Source organism: Pseudomonas sp. E315 (assembly GCF_055406205.1).
Window position 1 is genome coordinate 312,005 of the sequence record NZ_JBUZPJ010000005.1, and the last position, 17,130, is coordinate 329,134.

Consider the following 17,130-nt stretch of genomic DNA (forward strand, 5'->3'; position numbering starts at 1 on the left):
TGCGGGGACTTGTACCCGTGGCTTTGGGGGCCGGACTCGTCCGGGGTGTGCTTGGGTGGCGTAGATAATGGTTCGGGGATATATCTTTGAACCTATGATTGCTTAGCTTAAACGGCAGGAGGGCCGCTATCCGCAAAGCACAATTTTGGTTTTGAGGATAGAAATATATAAAGCATAAAACCGTACTATAAATAGTTAGTTATTTTTAATTTCTTCTATTTTGCGTTGTTTGTATTCGTCTGCGTCTGCATCAATCTTGATTTTTGCTGCCCCCCAAAGATGTTTATACGTTTCCCTATGTCGCTCGGTCAATATACGCACGGTTTCGTTGAGGTTTGGCTTTTTTGTCTTGTTTCCCGGTGTTCCGAACTCCCTTACTAAAACATCGTTTGATATTGATTTGTAGCCTGAAAACTCAGCTATAAGTTTTTTTGCAAGGCATGAAGTCAATTTTAAATTTGGATATTCTTCCATCTCTAAGATTTTTAAAAAATTAACCAAGAACGATTGACGCTCTCTTCTTTTGAATCCACCAACTAACCCACCTATTTTTCCTGCATATTCCGCCTTGTTCATATTAGAACTCCTATGTTGTTACAATACAATTACCATAGGTTTTTGATAAGTCAATGCTTCAAGGTTATATCTCCGAACCTACAAATTGCTTCGGGGATATAATATGTAAGAAATCCGATATTTTCATTTTTTTCAATTTTTAAGGTGACCAATACCCTGCGTTTTTTGTGAAATTCATTTGAGAGCGATTTTTGAGTTTTTGCGGTGTCGTTTTTTGTTCTGCTTTGTGGCAAAAATCAACTAAGTGATTTACTTACTGTTGAACCCTATTTAACGATTAAGGTTAGACTTTATATTTATTTTCATTTTGCTATTGACAAGGTATTTTGCTGTTTGCAAGCCATAATTTGATGGTTGAAAATAATGAATTATCAAAAATATGATATTAGTTTGTGAGTTTTTTAATGCGTGTTTTTAAAGAAATTGTATTTTCAAAATGGCTCGTTTTTTCTTATTGGTCCACGACGCTTTCTGGATATATGGGCTCATTCGCTCAGTGGATATCATTCGCCGAATTTGATGAACGATAAAAGTGTGAAATTTTCATCAGGAAAGAAAGTTGATATGTATTATATATAATACATATAGGTTGGGGGATATATCTCCGAAGCATAGTAAGCTGTTGGATAGGGTTGGGCACGCAATTACGTGTTTTAAGTGGGTCGTTTAACTTTGTGGTGCCTTCGTATCAATCGAGCAAATACAAGCCGATTTTGACCCTTTCCGTGCGTTCTATGGCTGTCGGCTTATAGGTCTTAGGTGTAGGTATGTGGTTCGGATGGGAGGGAAGGGGGAGGGGGTGGAAAGAAGAAACACCCTCACCGGGTGCTATTATCTGATATAGGCTTTTAGACAGATTATAATGTTATGGATTTACCCTCCAGTTGTATGCTGTTGCTCTGCTTACATTTAACTCCTTCATGACTTGTCGAATAGACGCCCCTGCTTCCAGCAAGATAATGCCTCGCTCTCTCTTGGTCTTACCCTTTTGCTTACCTCTAAAACTCTGGATTTCGCTTGTGTGAGTTCTAGCGACATAATCGTCAAAGGTTCCACGGTTAAAGTTTCTATGCGTCCACTTCGCTACACTCTTTGCTGTGTGCTTAACCTCAGACATATCCAGCGGTGTAGAAAAGTTGATGTTGTAGCCTGTGGCTCTATCAAGGCAAGCGTTTAACCATTGGTCGTAGTCGGGCCAGCCTTGGCGAATCGCTTTATATGCCCACGCTCTTAACTCATCGAAAAGCATACAGTTGCGACCCAAGCCGTAATCCTCTACAGGCTTCTGTTTGGCCTTTTCCGGGGTTAAATCGATGTAGTCGGCTAGGTCGTCCAAGGTGTATGGATCGGCCTGCCATTGGTAGGTCATCCAGTGGGGATTTATGGGGTTCTTACAGATCAACCCGCTGTAACCGCTGTCTGCTCCTAGACGGTTACGCAATCCTGCCTCGATGGCCGCAGCGTAGCGTAAAGGGGCTGTTTTGCCGTCCATAGCAGTTCGGACAGGGGTTTGTAGCAAGTAGAGTAAATGGGCGTGCCCATTAGCCGGATTTCGAGCTATTAGGTTCGGAGCTGGTGCCCCTACGGTGTCCCAGTGCATACCGGCATCAGACCTATCTAAGTCAAACACCATCCAATATCTATGCGTAGGGCCGTTCGGCTGTATAAGTCTTGCAAGTTTTGCTTTTTCTTTTTTGTTGATTTTTAAGCCACTGGTTAAATCATCAGTGTGGTAAGGTCTTCTTGGTAAGTAGTCCTCAAATAGTTTTATGCATCCCATATATTCCTCTTCTATTAGTTTTAGAAAAAGAAAACCTTGGGGAGTGACTTGACAATAAACTTTTTGATGATTAAATGAGTGTGTTGATTAAAGTTTTTAAAATTTTATTGTAGTATCCTTAGCCACCTTGCCGGGTGGTTTTCTTTTTCTGCTCCTTTCAAGTTGCCATACTTTCGAGGTTTGTCAAACTTGGATGATAAAAAGCCCGCGATTAAGCGGGCTTTTTTATCTTTAAAATTTGGTTAAATAGAGCTTGGGCGTGCTGAAAGCTGTTGTTTCCATTCGTTGACAAGAACCGGAAGCCTGTGAACAACTTCGCGGCCAAAAATCACTTCATCAATATACCCCATATGCAGCATATCTATGATTCTGCACAGGTACGAGCGGCCGCACTCCCACCAAGTGAAGTAGTCATCAACTACTAACATATGATGAATTTTTTGATGTCCTGCTTGTTCTAGTTCTGTGAGTTCCATGCCGTCTAATAGAGACTCATACACGCCGTCAGCAACACGGCTGCCGAAAGTAGTAGTGTAATAATATTCTTTGATTTCCCATATTGCGATGGGATTGATTACAGCCGGAAAAGCACCGTCAACCCTACGTGATAGAGTTCTTAGTGGCATACGATTGTGGGTAACTGTGGTTAAGCTTCTTGGGTCGTAGTCGCAAGAGTACGAGCCGATATTAGCGTCCACCAGCATATTAACCATGCCGGTAAGAAAGGCGTAATTTTTCTTTTCGGCCTTCTGCTTGTTAAAAGGTAGCGGGCAAGTAGGTCGCAATTGATCATGAAGTTGATTGAAGACTTCTTCCGCTTCGTCTTTGTTCATCAAATTGAGACGAACAACATTGTTCAGGATTTCAGAGCGGTAAGTAAAATAGTCGATTAGCACGTTACCAAACTGGGTGAGGTTTCCGTGGGTGTCTTCAATGTGTGCGAGTGACAAGTCAAGCTTGTCGAAAGCTTTGTGAAGCTGTTGTCGGTTTGGTATCAGAATGGTTTTCGTACCTTTGTCTGTATAACCGACTCCCTGACTAATGGTGCGAACATTAGCCCAAAATTCTCTGGATTGGCTTAGAAAACGGATATCAGCTTTCAAGATACTTCCCTATAAAGTCCATCAACGGCACCCCAATGGCATCGCAAATTTTTTCTAGCTCATATAAATCTAATCGCTGCTCGCCACTTTCGTATTTACTCACAAACGATTGTGTTTCATTGATTCGTTCAGCAAGTTGTGCTTGAGTAAGTCCCGACTCAAGACGATATTGGCGAAGAATTAAGTGATATCTATGCATTTTGGCCATTTACCGAATATAAAATATCTGGTACGATATTCAAAATCAGAATATTGATCAGGTTGGAGGGCGTCGCATTGGGGCAAATACAGAGAGATTTTTTTGAGATAGAGGCCGTAAAACCTCCTTCTCTAAAAACCCAAGCTTTTAAAAGCCAACTACTAAAATGGGTAGGAAATAAGCAAAAACAAGCTGAAGATATTATTAGTTATTTCCCTCAACATTACGGTACATATTTCGAACCGTTTTTGGGGAGTGGGGGCGTCCTCGGTACCTTAAGTCCAAACAAAGCGATAGCAAGTGACGTGTTTCCCCCACTTGTAGAGATATGGACCGCGTTGCATAAGGATAAAGAGTCGCTTAAAAGATGGTATCAGGAACGCCATGAGCTAGTCGCTATACTAGGGAAAAAAGAAGCATATAAGAAGGTTTTGGATTCTTATAATGCATCTCCTAATGGTGCTGATCTGGTTTTTATCCTTCGCTCCTGCTATGGCGGGGTTGTGAGGTTTCGGAAAAAAGACGGTTTTATGTCTACCCCTTGCGGGGCACATAATCCTATGCCGCCTGAAAAGTTTTCTCATAGGGTTGATTTGTGGAGCGAGAGAACAAAAGGCGTTGAATTTTTCTTATGTGATTTTGAAGAGTCGATGGATAAAGCAAAACAAGGTGATTTGATTTATTGCGACCCTCCTTATGTTGATAGTCAAGCAATTTTATATGGTGCCCAATCTTTCTCTCTCAGTCGCTTGCTCGACAAAATAGATGAGTGTAAGCGTCGTGGTGTTTATGTTGCGTTGAGTATTGATGGAACAAAGTTTTCGGGAAAGAAGCTATGTGATGTGGATGTTCCTGACGGCTTGTTCGAGCAAGAAGTATTTATCAACGTTGGCCGCTCGATGCTTAAACGCTTTCAAATGGATGGTAAGAGTTTAGAAGATCACTTAGTTACCGACCGACTGCTTCTCACTTACTAAGAAAAAAGCCCTGTAATGGGGCTTTTTATTTGTTCTTGTATAAGTTTCTTCTGGTTCTCGCTGCCTTTGCATCTATGGCCTCCTGCTTATCAAATTCTATTATTTGGGTGTTGGTGAATTTATCGGATATGAATAGCTGAACCTTTTCTTTAAAGCCAAAATTAACCATATCAGGATCTAGTCCTTTCTCTTCAAGCTGCTCTTTAACAGACCATAGGTAGTCGTGTCGTTTTTCTTTTCCCATGTATTTAGCAGTCTGAAAGATGTTCTCCTTCATTTCAATATAAAGGGTTTCGGTGTCCTCGTGCATTCGTTTGGCGTGGAGTACCTTATCCACCTTCACGTCAAATTTATGGATTAGTGGTTCTAGTTTTTCGTCAAGTATCGTTATGGCCTGCTTAATTCTTTTGTGCTTTGTCGATTCTGCTGTCACTTTTTCTTTTAAATCATTTAGATTTTTTTGTAATTTATCTTTTTCTGTTTTGAAGTTTTTCCCTAACTCTACTTTTTTATTTTGTAGCTGTGTAATGTCTTGCTGAATATCTATTCGTTTTTGCGTGAGGGTGCTAAGGGTTGTGGTGTTTTCTTTGATTTTGCTGTCAAACTGGGCGAGCCTTTTGCTCCAATGTGTTTCGGCCTTTTCAATCTTCATTTTTAAATTAAGGCTGATTTGTTGGTCTTGGCGTATTTCTTGGTCAATCGTGCCTTTTGTTTGTTGCTTGTTCTCGACTTCTAGTGTGACTTCCTCAAGTTTATTTTCTGTATCTTCAAGTTGCTCTTGTCGCATTGTATAAAGGTTAAATGCCCTATCTTCTTTGGCTTTCTTACTTTCAAGCCTGATTTTCTTTCTAATTTCAAGGTTTTCTTGGGTCTGTTCCAATCTATTAGCTACAAGTGGAATATTTTCAGTTTTGAATTTTTTATTGATGTGTTTGTAAAATAGCTCCTGCAACGCTTCGCCTATTATTTGACTCTCCTGATATGTCTGTTGCTTGGTGTTTACAGGCGTGTAACTCTTGAAAAATTCAACATGTTTAATGACTTTATTGGCAAGCACCGCTTGCTGTTCTGTCAGGTCATATTCACCTGTGCTTTTGTTTTTACAGTCAATAAAAATATGAGGGTGGTCGCCAACCTTCTTTTTACCTCCCTCTAATTCATCGCCGTGGTAAACCGTCAATAGGACGTTATAATCGGGAAAATATTTGGCGTAGAAGTCCTGAATTGCCGAAACGTAAAATTCAGCCGGTAGGTCTACTTGGTTGTGCATGGGGAATTTAAAGAAAGCCTCTTGGATAACTGTTTTACGGCCATCCAGCGGTTTTTCTGCTTGGGTGATAGTGTTGTGTAGGTCTATGTAGTTTTGGACGCTTTTGAGCTTCTGGGCCTTCCTGCTGACCTCGAAGGCTTCAAAATCTTCTTTGACCTGTTCGCCGTCGATGTAATCGCTACGGTCGATAAGTTCGTCAAGGTAGGCGGCTATGGGTTGGTCTGCCTCATCTTTAATAATTTTCTTGATTTTGTATTTATATTTGCCTTTGGTTTCTACGTCTTCTTTTCTCTGCTCTTTGCTTCTATTGACCAGATGAAAAGGCGTTAGCGTGTCTTTAATGAATGACAAGGCAGATGCTTCATTCATTGGTACAGGCTTACCATTGACTATAAATATGTTGCTATGGGATAGGTCTTCGTCCCATTGTATTTTCTTTTCTTCTTTGCTGTGAACACGCAAAGAATGCTTTAAGGATTTGCCTAGTTTTTTAATTGTAGAGACTGAAAAGTTAAGTCTCTTATATAACATGGTTGTGTTTTTGATTTCATTACTCATTTAACCCTCAGTAGTGGTTGTTTTTTACTCCTAAATTTCAGCGAGATGCTTTTGCTTTGCTCTTGGGTATCCAAAGGGGCACCCTTTGGCCCGGCGTTACCACTTCTCATCTTTTGCGAAGCAAAAGTGTGAAGTTGTAACCAAAGGGTTGATAAATGCTTCATATCGCTTCGCTTATTACCCTTATTTGTAATTTACCATAGATTAAATTTTGATCAAGTTTGTAGGCTGTTTGTGCTTGCGTGTGTGTATGTGCGGTGTAGTAATCTTTATTGTTGTTATCTATATATTGATAACTAAAGACGCAAGCGTATGCGTGTATATACATGAGGCGTGTGCAGGGGAGTGCATTATGCGATGTGATTTGTGAAAGAAGATGGTGATTTTTAAGAAAATCAAAAGCTATTCTGGTGGGTTGGAGCTTTTCTTTATGTGTAACGTCACGATGTTTAATGTGTAACCCCCTCCAAGATACTGGATTTTAGAGGGGCTTTTGTCTACTTGATGATATGGGAAAGGTCTGGGATTCCGAACGGCATTAATGGGTTTTTTTGGGTAAAAGTTTGGTAGGTGTAAAGTTTAAAATCTTCTTCGCCTTTGATGCGGACGGTTATTCCTACCGTGTTACTTTCTTTGTTGATTTGGACGTCGAAGATAATTCCTCGGCTGATAAAAAATGTATTGAGTTTTAATCGGCCTTCTTCTGTTTCGTAAAGGTCTAATATGTCTTCGTAGGTGGTGATTTCGAGCGTTTCCGCTTCAATAGCTAATGAGCCTTCAAGGCTCTGGATTTCGCTTTCTAGGACTGTAATCCGTGCTTCGCTATCGGCCACACGCCTGATAAATGTTTGAGGGATCATGCCGTCGAACTGGGCAAGCGAAGCTTCTAACATCTCCAATGTGGATTTCTCTGTCGTTAGCTTGGCTTTTTTGGCCCTAATCTCTTCTTTTGGTGCCGAAGTATCACGAACGGAAAAGAAGCGACTAAATGCGTCGTTTACGGTGTCCATTTGCTTGTACTGCTCTTGGCTGAACCAAGTAAAGTCTTTTCGCTTCTTATCTGTTCTTTCGTCAATATAACGATTTTCGGATAATCTTTTGACGAAGGCGAGAAGCGTACCAAAAACAAGTTCAAATCGAATGCGGTTATCGCACTCGCATACCCGTTCGGCTTTGTTAGAACAAACAAGGTAGGCGTAACGTTTTTTTTCTGCTCCTAGTCCTTGAAGGTTGAACAACATCCCTACCTTGTGTTCTTCGCACTGTATACAGTGCCTGAAAATATTGTAGCTGTTTGGTGACCTTCTGCCGTTTTTTCTCTCATTAAAGCGGTTTTTAATGGCCGTAACGGCTGCATCGAATTCGCTTTCCTCTATTAGTTTTGGAAAGTAGCCGGGTACATAACGGTCAAATGACTTTGTTCCATCTTCGTTACGTCTTCTGAGGCACAAAACGCCGATGGGGCTTTTACTTTTGATAAGTTCGTCAATGTGCTTTCTGGTCCATCGACGTTTTGAATACTGGTTGACCCGTTTGATGCTTTCCAATATTCCCATATGTTTGAGTTGGTCGAAAATTTGGCGAATTTCTTGGGCTTCGTCTTCTACGATTGCGAAGGCTTGGGTTTTTTCGTCGTAACGAAAGCCGTAGGGGCATTGTTTACGGATGATGGTCGTTTCGGCGGCGTCTCGTTTTTTAAGCCATGAAGATTTGAGGCGTTTGCTCTTGGTGTCGCTTTCCTCGTGTGCTCGCTTGGCGATGACACCCACAAGGATCAGCGTTTCGAGATCGCGGCTAGGATCGTCATAGGAATAGGTCTTGTCATCGAAGACGGTGTGGAGCCTGACGCCTTTTTTTAGGATCGACTGGATAAGATCAACGGAATCCGTGAGTTTCTGCCGGGTTAGTCGGTCGATGGATTCAACAATGATGTAATCGCCTTGCCCGATCTCTCCGTTCTCTACTCTGTCCAACAAGCCTTTAAGCTGGCCTGTGCGAGCGTTTGCACCTCGGAACGCACTTACACCCTTGTCTATGACTGTTTCGACCACCGGGACGCCTGTGGTCTCTGTGAATGCTTGCAGCGGTGTGATCTGACGGCTGTGGCTGTCTCGGCCTTCTTCGCCTTGTTCGGCGGTTGACCAACGGACGTAGGCGTATGCCTTGGACATGATGACGGCTCCGGGTAGGTTCTCGATGTAGTTTATTAGAAAATACCCCTCCGTTGTTTAGAGGCTCAATCGACAGCGCCAGCGTTTACCCGCGCCAAGTGGTCAAGCGCGCCCTGCGCCATAACGCGGCAGCGGTGATCTTCTGCCATAACCACCCATCAGGCATCCCCGAACCCAGCGAGGCCGACCGCACGCTGACCCAACGCCTGAAAGAGGCGCTGGATCTGGTAGAAGTGCGGGTGCTCGATCACTTCATCGTGGGTGATGGAGAGCCATTGTCGATGGTCGAATATGGCTGGATGTAAGGCTCAGGGCTTAACGCTGACTGTCGAAAAGTCCTGACGACCAAATGGACTCACCTGATAACCCTGAACGTTTTTACGCGTTAGTGCGTAGGCCGTTGGATGCGCCAGCGGCAACCACAACGCTTGCTGCTGAATCAGAGCTTGGGCCTTTTGGTATAACGCGCTGCGCTTATCCTGATCACTAACGACTTTGCCTTCACTAATCAGGGTATCCAGCGCTTTATCGCAATAACGCGCAAAGTTGGTCCCCGACTTCACCGCTGCACACGAAAACTGCGGGGTCAGGAAGTTGTCCGGGTCACCGTTGTCGCCCGCCCAGCCCATAAACAGCAAGTCATGCTCACCCGCCTTCGCTCGACGGATCAGTTCGCCCCATTCGATGACTCGAATGTCAGCCTTAATACCGACCTGCGCCAGATCTGCCTGCAACAGCTGTGCGCCCAAGCTCGGATTGGGGTTCAACACACTGCCTGTCGGTCGAGTCCAAATCGTGGTTTTGAAACCCTCCTTCAGCCCAGCCTTATCCAACAACTCCCGAGCCTTTTGCGGATCATGGGCGTAATCAGGCAGGTTTTTGGCAAAGCTCCATGTGGTCGCCGGATAAATACCGTTCGCTGGCTGCGCACTGTTTTCAAACACCGCCTTGAGGTAGGTCGCTTTATCGAACGCCAAATTGATCGCCTGACGCACCTCTGGCTTGTCCAATGGCGGATGCTGGCTATTAATGGCCACGAAAGCGGTCATAAAGGCCGGCGTTTGTTCGACCTTTAATGCAGGGTCTTTAGTCGCAGCGTCGACATCCAACGGCTTGGGCGAAAGTGCGATCTGACACTCATTGCGCCGTAACTTCTGCAAACGAACGTTGGCATCGGGGGTGATGGCAAAAATCAGGTTATCGACCTCTGGCTTGCCGGAGAAGTAATCCGGATTGGCCTTGTAACGCACCACTGCATCCTTCTGAAAACGCCCGAACACAAAAGGCCCGGTGCCAATGGGCTGGCTGTTCATCTGTTCAGGCGTGCCCGCTTTAAGCAGCTTGTCTGCATATTCGGCGGAATAAATCGATGCGAACCCCATGCTCAACGCAGGCAAAAACGTTGAGTCCGGGTGCGCCAGGGTAAAGCGCACCGTCTGCGAGTCCGGGGTTTCGATGGTTTTGATCAACTGCGGCAGTTGCAACGACTGCGCATGAGGAAAGCCGCTTTGGGCAACCTTATGCCACGGGTTGGCCGGGTCGAGCATGCGCTCAAAGCTAAATCGCACATCATCGGCATTCAACTCACGCGTTGGCGTGAAATAAGGGGTGTGATGAAACTTGACGCCGGGACGCAGCTTGAACTCGTACACAAGCCCGTCAGCAGACACTGACCAGCTTTGCGCCAGGCTCGGCACCAACTTGCCGGTTTTAGCGTCAAAGTCCACCAGGCGATTCATCAGCACGTCTGCCGAGGCATTGGTGGTGCTGAGCGAGTTGTACTGCACCACATCAAACCCTTCGGGGCTTGCCTCGGTGCAAACACTCAAACTCGCCGCGTGGGCTAACGGGCTCAAACACAAGGTGAGCAAAAAGGGGGCGGCAGCGAGGCGCATGATGTGTTTCCTTTGCAGTCGTTGGCCCATCTGCATGTGCAGTCTGGAAAAGCCTTACCCTAGTGTTCTGATCGCCAAATGACCACTTTAAATGCTCTGCACAACCGCGAAATATCCCATAACAACGTTAGAAAGGTTACTGGCCAGTAGGGTCTCACCCTCACATGAAAGCGTTTTGGCCGTGATCGCAGCCTTCAGCCACTGCCACATCAGGCCGGGCACTCGTCGCAAATGCCCAATAGCACACCTGAAACCTTTCACCTGACGACGAGCGGTCGAGCCCAGTCAGGCATAGGCTTTACCGCGATTTACCGTTAGAATGCCGGCTTAATTAATTACGACAAATCACACTGCGTGTTGTTGCTCTTTAGTCTTTCTGGTATAAAGCAGCGCTCTTTTCTAGGGGCCCGGTTCCTTCGTTTGTAGGTGTAGCCGGTAAGACCCTTAAAGAAACGCGGCGCCTAGCGCCAAATGACTGAGAGATTAAGCGGCCAACCCATGCCGGGTTGGGCATGTGGTTTTAGAGGGCTGAGGCATGTCGAGAGTCTGTCAAGTTACCGGTAAGGGTCCGGTGACTGGGAATAACATTTCCCACGCAAATAACAAAACCCGTCGTCGTTTCCTGCCGAACCTGCAGCATCACCGCTTCTGGGTTGAAGAAGAGAAACGTTTTGTGCGTCTGCGCGTATCTGCTAAAGGCATGCGTATCATCGACAAGCGTGGCATCACTGTCGTGCTGGCCGAAATCCGTCGCGCTGGCAAGATCTAAGGGAGCTAATCATGCGTGAATTGATCCGTTTGGTGTCGAGCGCTGGTACAGGCCATTTCTACACCACAGATAAGAACAAGCGCACCACTCCGGACAAAATCGAAATCAAAAAATTCGATCCGCGGGTTCGCAAGCACGTGATCTACAAAGAAGCCAAAATCAAGTAATTGATTTTTACTTCTTAACGAAAAAGGCCCGTATCTCACGATACGGGCCTTTTTTGTGCCTGAAAAAGATCTAAGCCGCTAAGCAGCCCGACCTAATTGCAGCAATCAAAAACAACTGTAGCTGGTCATGACGTTGTTTTCGTCGACATGCACATTAAGGCGATTTTGGCTGTATTCGTACGTAATCACTTGGCCTGGCTTCAAAACACGCACCACGTTCGAATTCGAGAGTTGACGAATTTCTTCCAGAAACTCAGGAGTGGCCGTGTGCATCATTTTAGTCAGCGGAAAATCGGTGTGGCACACACCCTCAACTGGTTGCGATGCGCTAGCTTCCAGAGCACCAAAACCCAGCATTACCATGCCAACCAGTGCAGCACTTTTGAACTTGATTGCAGTTTTCATTTCGCTTCCTTGCTTAGATAAATTAATAAATTAATGTGCCTGGCAACACGGGCTCATCTTGGAGTCTTTGGCCGTGCCGCCCTCACATCCAAAGACTGGCTCAAGGTTGGCCAAACTGCTTTATCGAGGTGTTGCAGAAGGTGTGGTGAAACGCAAAACCCAAATGCAAAAAAGCCCTGCTCTCGCTTAGAGGGCAGGGCTCTTTGGATGCTCTACATCAGTACTTTCAGGGCTTTTGCTCAAACACCACGTAAATTTTCCGACACTGCTCAAGCACTTCCCATGTCCCGCTAAAACCAGCAGGGATGACAAAGCGATCTCCCGCACGGAGGGTTTTGGCGTTCCCTTCTCTGTCACGCAGAACCGAAACGCCCTGCATGATTTCGCAATACTCATGCTCGGTGTAATTAACAGTCCACTGCCCCGGCGCTCCCTCCCAGATACCCGCACCCATTTGCCCGCAAGGGCTGCTGTAATGGTTGTGGATAACTTGCTCAGAATCACCCTTGAGAATTTTTTCCGCCGCCGGGCGAAAGCGCTCAGCTTGGGTGTTGGCAGTGCTGAAGTCGACGATGGTTTCGATGCTCATTGTTCTTGTCCCCCCGAAATGACGGCGTGTGCGGCCCGAAAGGCCAAAGTCTATGTTTATTAAAACGAACAAGCCATGCCGTTTGCGACACTGATGTCAAATATATTGAAAGTCCTTGGGCCACTGGTTTAGGGTGGCGCATGCCTTATGCCGATCACTTTGATGATTGGCAAAGCATTCCAGAGGTATCACGTGAAAACCGTGGTGCATGAACTTCAATAAGAGAGGAAGACACTCGAATGACCACCCTGACGCGTGCTGACTGGGAACAACGGGCCCAGCAGCTGAAGATCGAAGGTCGCGCTTACATTAACGGTGAATACACCGCCGCGGTCTCCAATGAAACGTTCGAGTGTCTGAGCCCAGTCGATGGCCGCTTGCTGGGCAAGGTTGCCAGTTGCGACGCAGCAGACGCCCAACGCGCTGTAGAAAACGCGCGCAAGACCTTTGAGTCGGGTGTTTGGTCGCGCTTGGCACCTGCCAAACGCAAAGCCGCCATGATCCGTTTTGCAGGCCTGCTCAAGCAAAACGCCGAGGAACTGGCTCTGCTTGAAACCCTGGACATGGGCAAGCCGATCAGCGATTCCCTGAACATCGACGTTCCCGGCGCCGCAAACGCGTTGAGCTGGAGCGGCGAAGCTATCGACAAAATTTACGATGAAGTGGCCGCCACCCCGCACGACCAGTTGGGTTTGGTGACCCGAGAGGCGGTCGGTGTTGTGGCCGCTATCGTGCCGTGGAACTTCCCACTGATGATGGCCTGCTGGAAACTCGGGCCTGCGCTATCAACCGGTAACTCGGTAATCCTCAAGCCCTCCGAAAAGTCGCCACTGACAGCCATCCGCATCGCAGCTCTGGCCGTTGAAGCCGGTATTCCTGCTGGCGTACTAAACGTGCTGCCGGGTTACGGCCACACCGTCGGCAAGGCGCTGGCGCTGCACATGGATGTCGACACGCTGGTGTTTACCGGCTCGACCAAAATCGCCAAGCAACTGATGATTTACTCCGGCGAGTCCAACATGAAGCGCGTCTGGCTCGAAGCTGGCGGCAAAAGCCCAAACATCGTGTTTGCGGACGCACCCGACTTGCAAGCAGCGGCTGAATCCGCAGCCAGCGCCATTGCCTTTAACCAAGGCGAAGTCTGCACCGCAGGTTCGCGTCTGCTGGTCGAGCGCTCGATCAAAGACACCTTCCTGCCACTGGTGATCGAAGCCCTCAAAGGCTGGAAGCCCGGCAACCCGCTAGACCCGGCCACAACGGTTGGCGCACTCGTGGACACGCAACAAATGAACACTGTGCTGTCGTACATCCAGTCGGGCCATACCGAAGGCGCCAAACTGGTGGCTGGCGGCAACCAAATCCTGCAAGAAACCGGCGGCACTTACGTTGAGCCGACTATTTTCGACGGCGTGAGCAACGCCATGAAAATCGCTCAGGAAGAAATCTTTGGCCCAGTCCTGTCGGTGATTGCGTTCGACACCGCTGAAGAAGCGATCCAGATTGCCAACGACACGCCGTATGGTTTGGCTGCTGCGGTCTGGACTGCCAACATCTCCAAGGCTCACCTGACCGCCAAAGCGCTGCGCGCTGGCAGCGTTTGGGTTAACCAGTACGATGGCGGCGACATGACCGCTCCATTTGGTGGTTTCAAGCAGTCGGGTAATGGCCGTGACAAATCACTGCACGCCTTCGACAAATACACCGAGCTGAAGTCCACCTGGATCAAGCTGTAACACCCCTCTGGCGCTTGCGCGCCTTCCCGTAGCAGCTGCCGAAGGCTGCGTTCGGGAGCCAAGCGATCGTAAAACCTGAATGCGCGGTGCCACCGAGGCACCGCGTCGCTTGGCTTTACGCCAGCTTCGCTCCCGGACGCAGCCTCGTTCTACGGGTCAACTGCTATGCGCTTTATGCCCTCCATAGACGAGTTATCCACAGGAGCATGAACATGCGTTGGGCGACTTATTTCGCCGTGCTGGCTTCCGTTCTCAGCGTGGGGCTGGCGCTGGGCGTGAGCATGCCGTTGGTGTCGTTTCGCCTCGAAAGCTGGGGCTATGGCGGGTTCGCGATTGGTGTAATGGCCGCAATGCCAGCCATTGGCGTGTTGGTCGGCGCCAGTATCGCCAGCAAACTCGCGGCACGTTTTGGCACGCCTGGCCTGATGCGCCTGTGCCTCTGGGCGGGCGCGCTGTCTATCGGCTTGCTGGCAATTTTGCCCAGCTACCCCGTATGGCTTGCGCTGCGGCTGCTGATCGGGGTGGTGCTCACCGTGATTTTTATTCTCGGTGAAAGCTGGATCAACCAACTGGTAGTCGAGCAATGGCGCGGGCGTTTAGTTGCGCTATACGGCTGCGCTTATGCGCTGAGCCAATTGTCCGGGCCACTGCTATTAGGCTTAGTGGGCTCAGAAGGCGACTACGGCTTTTGGATCGGCGTAGGTTTGCTGACCCTTGCACCGCTGCTGCTCATGGGCCGCGATGGCGCACCCACGACCGAAGCTTGCAGCGTGACATTCAAAGACCTGCTGGGGTTCTGCAAAGGCCTGCCCGCTATCGCGTGGGCAGTTGCGCTGTTTGCAGCTTTTGAGGCGATGATTCTGACCCTGCTGCCCATCTACTGCTTACGCCAAGGCTTTACCGCAGACATTGCGCTGGCTATGGTCAGCACGGTGGTGGTGGGCGACGCCTTGTTGCAACTGCCGATTGGCGCGTTAGCCGACCGGCTGTCACGCCGCTCGCTGTTCACCGGTTGTGCGGTGGCACTGATGCTGTCGAGTCTGGCCGTGCCACTGCTGCTGGACACGCTATTGATCTGGCCGCTGTGGGTCATTTTCGGGGCCAGCGCAGGCGGGCTGTTCACCCTGTCGTTGATTCTGATTGGCGAACGTTACCGTGATGACGCGCTGGTGCGAGCCAATGCTCACGTCGCACAGTTGTGGGGCATTGGCTGCCTGATCGGGCCTTTGGCTGCAGGCGCGGGCAGCCAGTGGATCAGCGGCCATGCGTTGCCGCTGTTCATGGCCGCCGGGGCCTTGGGATTGGTGATTTTGGTGTCACGCCAAGGCGCGTTTGGGGCCGAGCAAGCAACAACCTGAATCTTGTACGCCGCCCAAGGCTGCGGTGTGGCAACTGACTTACAACATCTTTTCCAGCCCAACGTTTTTGCTGAACCACGCATTCAGCCGACGCCACCAATTACCCGGCTCGCGCGTCAAGGTGTGCAACTGCCCATTGTCTTCGGTCTGCCAAACGATCTTGCCCTGTTGCAGTTTCGGCTGATAACTCAACGTGGGAGCCATGCCTTGTAGCGCCAATTTTCGGGCTTCAGCGGCCAATTGCGGGCTGTCGACCAACACCCCGACCTCGGTGTTCCACAGCCCTGAACGGGGGTCAAAATTGAACGAACCAATAAACGACTTCTGCTGGTCGAAGATCATGGCCTTGCTGTGCAAGCTTGAGTCAGTGCTCATCCCGTGCTTGAACAAATGCGGCCCGCTGCCACTGCCTGTGCCCGGCTGACGGCGCAACTCATAGAGTTTCACCCCGTGCTCCAGCAGCGCTTTACGGTAGGGCGCATACCCGCCGTGAACAGCAGGCACATCGGTCGCTTCCAAAGAATTGGTCAATAAACGTACATCTACCCCGGCGTCAGAACGGCCCGTCAAATACACCAAACCCGTTTCGCCCGGCACAAAGTAGGCCGAGATCAGAATCAATTCTTTGCTGACGCTGGATAGATCCTGCGCCAGTTGGGTCGTCAGCAGCAAATGCGGGTCGGGCTCATCTTTGGCCAACACCTTGCTCGGCGCGTCCCACAAGGCCTGATTCCACGCCCAGATCAGCTCCTGACGCCACACATCCAACTGCGGGTTAGTCTCGTAGGAGGCTAGTTGCTGGTACAGCGCGTTATTACGCCGCTGCGCCAGCTTGAGTGAGTCCTCTAACGTCTTGCGCGCCTTGGCCAGCTCCCGCTCGGACAAGCGTGTAGACACAAAATCGCCAATCGGCTGGCTCAAAGCGCTGTTCCAGTATTGATCGAAACTGTGTCCCAGCTGCTCTGCCACCGGCCCGACGCTCAGCAGGTCGATGTCAGTGAAATTCAGGTCGGGCTGGGCATCAAAATACTCATCCCCCAAATTACGCCCACCCACAATCGCCACGCTGTTGTCCGCCAGCCACAGCTTGTTGTGCATGCGCCGGTGTTGGCGCGACAGGTTAAACAAACGCCCCATCGCTCGGGTCACGCCCGTGCTGCGCCCCAGTTGCAACGGGTTGAATAAACGAATCTGAATATTGGGGTGGGCGACGAGGGTGGCCAACAGATCGTCCAGCCCATCGCTGGCAGTATCGTCGAGCAAAATCCGCACGCGCACACCGCGATCCGCCGCCTTGAGCAGCTCGTCCATCAGCATGCGCGTGCTCAAGCCGTCGTGAACGATGTAGTACTGCAAATCGAGGCTGCTTTGTGCGTTGCGAATCAACTCCGCCCGCGCCCTGAATGCCTCACCGCTGTTGGGCAATAAGCGAAACCCCGAGCGCCCTTGATAGGGCGCGGCCTGAGCCTGAATCGAGCGACCAAAGGCTGATTCGGCCGCAGGCATGGCCTGGCTCGGTTCACGGGGTACGTCCAAAGTGGCACAGCCTCCCAACAACACCGTCAACAACAGGGCACAGA

Annotated in this window: 15 protein-coding genes and 1 pseudogene; 6 read left to right on the plus strand and 10 right to left on the minus strand. The window is 48.8% G+C overall.

The genetic code is table 11. The annotated features are described in order from the left end of the window. Positions 1-195: 195 nt before the first annotated feature. From ACZRJQ_RS10395 to ACZRJQ_RS10410, 4 genes are all read right to left on the minus strand, one after another. Positions 196-576: a hypothetical protein gene (locus tag ACZRJQ_RS10395; RefSeq protein ID WP_463978267.1), complete on the minus strand. Its 381-nt coding sequence runs from the start codon at positions 574-576 to the stop codon at positions 196-198. 865 nt (positions 577-1,441) lie between these two features. After that, positions 1,442-2,356 carry a replication initiation protein gene (locus ACZRJQ_RS10400; protein WP_463978268.1) on the minus strand — a complete coding sequence of 305 codons (915 nt, stop codon included), beginning with the start codon at positions 2,354-2,356 and terminating at the stop codon, positions 1,442-1,444. A gap of 242 nt (positions 2,357-2,598) precedes the next feature. After that, positions 2,599-3,459 (minus strand): DUF7687 domain-containing protein, encoded by an 861-nt coding sequence (locus tag ACZRJQ_RS10405; RefSeq protein WP_463978269.1) that lies wholly within the window; start codon positions 3,457-3,459, stop codon positions 2,599-2,601. Beyond that, positions 3,449-3,667, minus strand: coding sequence for a helix-turn-helix domain-containing protein (locus ACZRJQ_RS10410; protein ID WP_094989867.1), 219 nt, complete (start codon positions 3,665-3,667; stop codon positions 3,449-3,451). The genes ACZRJQ_RS10405 and ACZRJQ_RS10410 overlap by 11 nt, the downstream gene beginning before the upstream one ends. 68 nt (positions 3,668-3,735) lie before the next feature. Here ACZRJQ_RS10410 and ACZRJQ_RS10415 point away from each other — a divergent pair, with 68 nt between their 5' ends. Continuing rightward, positions 3,736-4,635, plus strand: a complete 900-nt coding sequence (locus tag ACZRJQ_RS10415) for a DNA adenine methylase (protein ID WP_463978270.1) — start codon at positions 3,736-3,738, stop codon at positions 4,633-4,635. 25 nt (positions 4,636-4,660) lie between these two features. Here ACZRJQ_RS10415 and ACZRJQ_RS10420 read toward each other — a convergent pair whose 3' ends face one another. Next, positions 4,661-6,463, minus strand: a complete 1,803-nt coding sequence (locus tag ACZRJQ_RS10420; RefSeq protein ID WP_463978271.1) for a hypothetical protein — start codon at positions 6,461-6,463, stop codon at positions 4,661-4,663. A 497-nt stretch (positions 6,464-6,960) separates the two neighbouring features. Next, positions 6,961-8,634 carry a recombinase family protein gene (locus ACZRJQ_RS10425; protein WP_463978272.1) on the minus strand — a complete coding sequence of 558 codons (1,674 nt, stop codon included), beginning with the start codon at positions 8,632-8,634 and terminating at the stop codon, positions 6,961-6,963. A gap of 53 nt (positions 8,635-8,687) precedes the next feature. On the opposite strand from ACZRJQ_RS10425, the pseudogene ACZRJQ_RS10430 reads away from it, so the two are divergent. Next, positions 8,688-8,939, plus strand: a pseudogene (locus ACZRJQ_RS10430) (JAB domain-containing protein); the annotation flags it as partial. 3 nt (positions 8,940-8,942) lie between these two features. On the opposite strand, the gene ACZRJQ_RS10435 reads toward ACZRJQ_RS10430, so the two are convergent. Beyond that, positions 8,943-10,529 (minus strand): ABC transporter substrate-binding protein, encoded by a 1,587-nt coding sequence (locus ACZRJQ_RS10435; protein ID WP_463978273.1) that lies wholly within the window; start codon positions 10,527-10,529, stop codon positions 8,943-8,945. A 535-nt stretch (positions 10,530-11,064) separates the two neighbouring features. On the opposite strand from ACZRJQ_RS10435, the gene rpmB reads away from it, so the two are divergent. After that, entirely contained in the window at positions 11,065-11,298 is a 234-nt protein-coding gene (gene rpmB / locus ACZRJQ_RS10440) for a 50S ribosomal protein L28 (RefSeq protein WP_019410280.1), read from the plus strand. An 11-nt stretch (positions 11,299-11,309) separates the two neighbouring features. Further along, positions 11,310-11,465: a 50S ribosomal protein L33 gene (rpmG, locus tag ACZRJQ_RS10445; RefSeq protein ID WP_003437824.1), complete on the plus strand. Its 156-nt coding sequence runs from the start codon at positions 11,310-11,312 to the stop codon at positions 11,463-11,465. Positions 11,466-11,570: 105 nt separating this feature from the next. Here rpmG and ACZRJQ_RS10450 read toward each other — a convergent pair whose 3' ends face one another. Together ACZRJQ_RS10450 and ACZRJQ_RS10455 are read right to left on the minus strand one after the other, a co-directional pair. Continuing rightward, positions 11,571-11,870: an I78 family peptidase inhibitor gene (locus ACZRJQ_RS10450; protein WP_463978274.1), complete on the minus strand. Its 300-nt coding sequence runs from the start codon at positions 11,868-11,870 to the stop codon at positions 11,571-11,573. A 226-nt stretch (positions 11,871-12,096) separates the two neighbouring features. Then, complete coding sequence (locus ACZRJQ_RS10455) at positions 12,097-12,459, minus strand: cupin domain-containing protein (RefSeq protein WP_463978275.1); 363 nt, start codon at positions 12,457-12,459, stop codon at positions 12,097-12,099. A gap of 239 nt (positions 12,460-12,698) precedes the next feature. Between ACZRJQ_RS10455 and ACZRJQ_RS10460 the strand changes: the two genes are divergently transcribed. Then, complete coding sequence (locus ACZRJQ_RS10460) at positions 12,699-14,192, plus strand: aldehyde dehydrogenase (RefSeq protein ID WP_463978276.1); 1,494 nt, start codon at positions 12,699-12,701, stop codon at positions 14,190-14,192. A gap of 212 nt (positions 14,193-14,404) precedes the next feature. Further along, positions 14,405-15,550, plus strand: a complete 1,146-nt coding sequence (locus ACZRJQ_RS10465) for an MFS transporter (RefSeq protein ID WP_463978277.1) — start codon at positions 14,405-14,407, stop codon at positions 15,548-15,550. A 39-nt stretch (positions 15,551-15,589) separates the two neighbouring features. On the opposite strand, the gene ACZRJQ_RS10470 is transcribed toward ACZRJQ_RS10465, so the two are convergent. Beyond that, positions 15,590-17,056, minus strand: coding sequence for a phospholipase D family protein (locus tag ACZRJQ_RS10470; protein WP_463978301.1), 1,467 nt, complete (start codon positions 17,054-17,056; stop codon positions 15,590-15,592). Positions 17,057-17,130 lie beyond the last annotated feature (74 nt).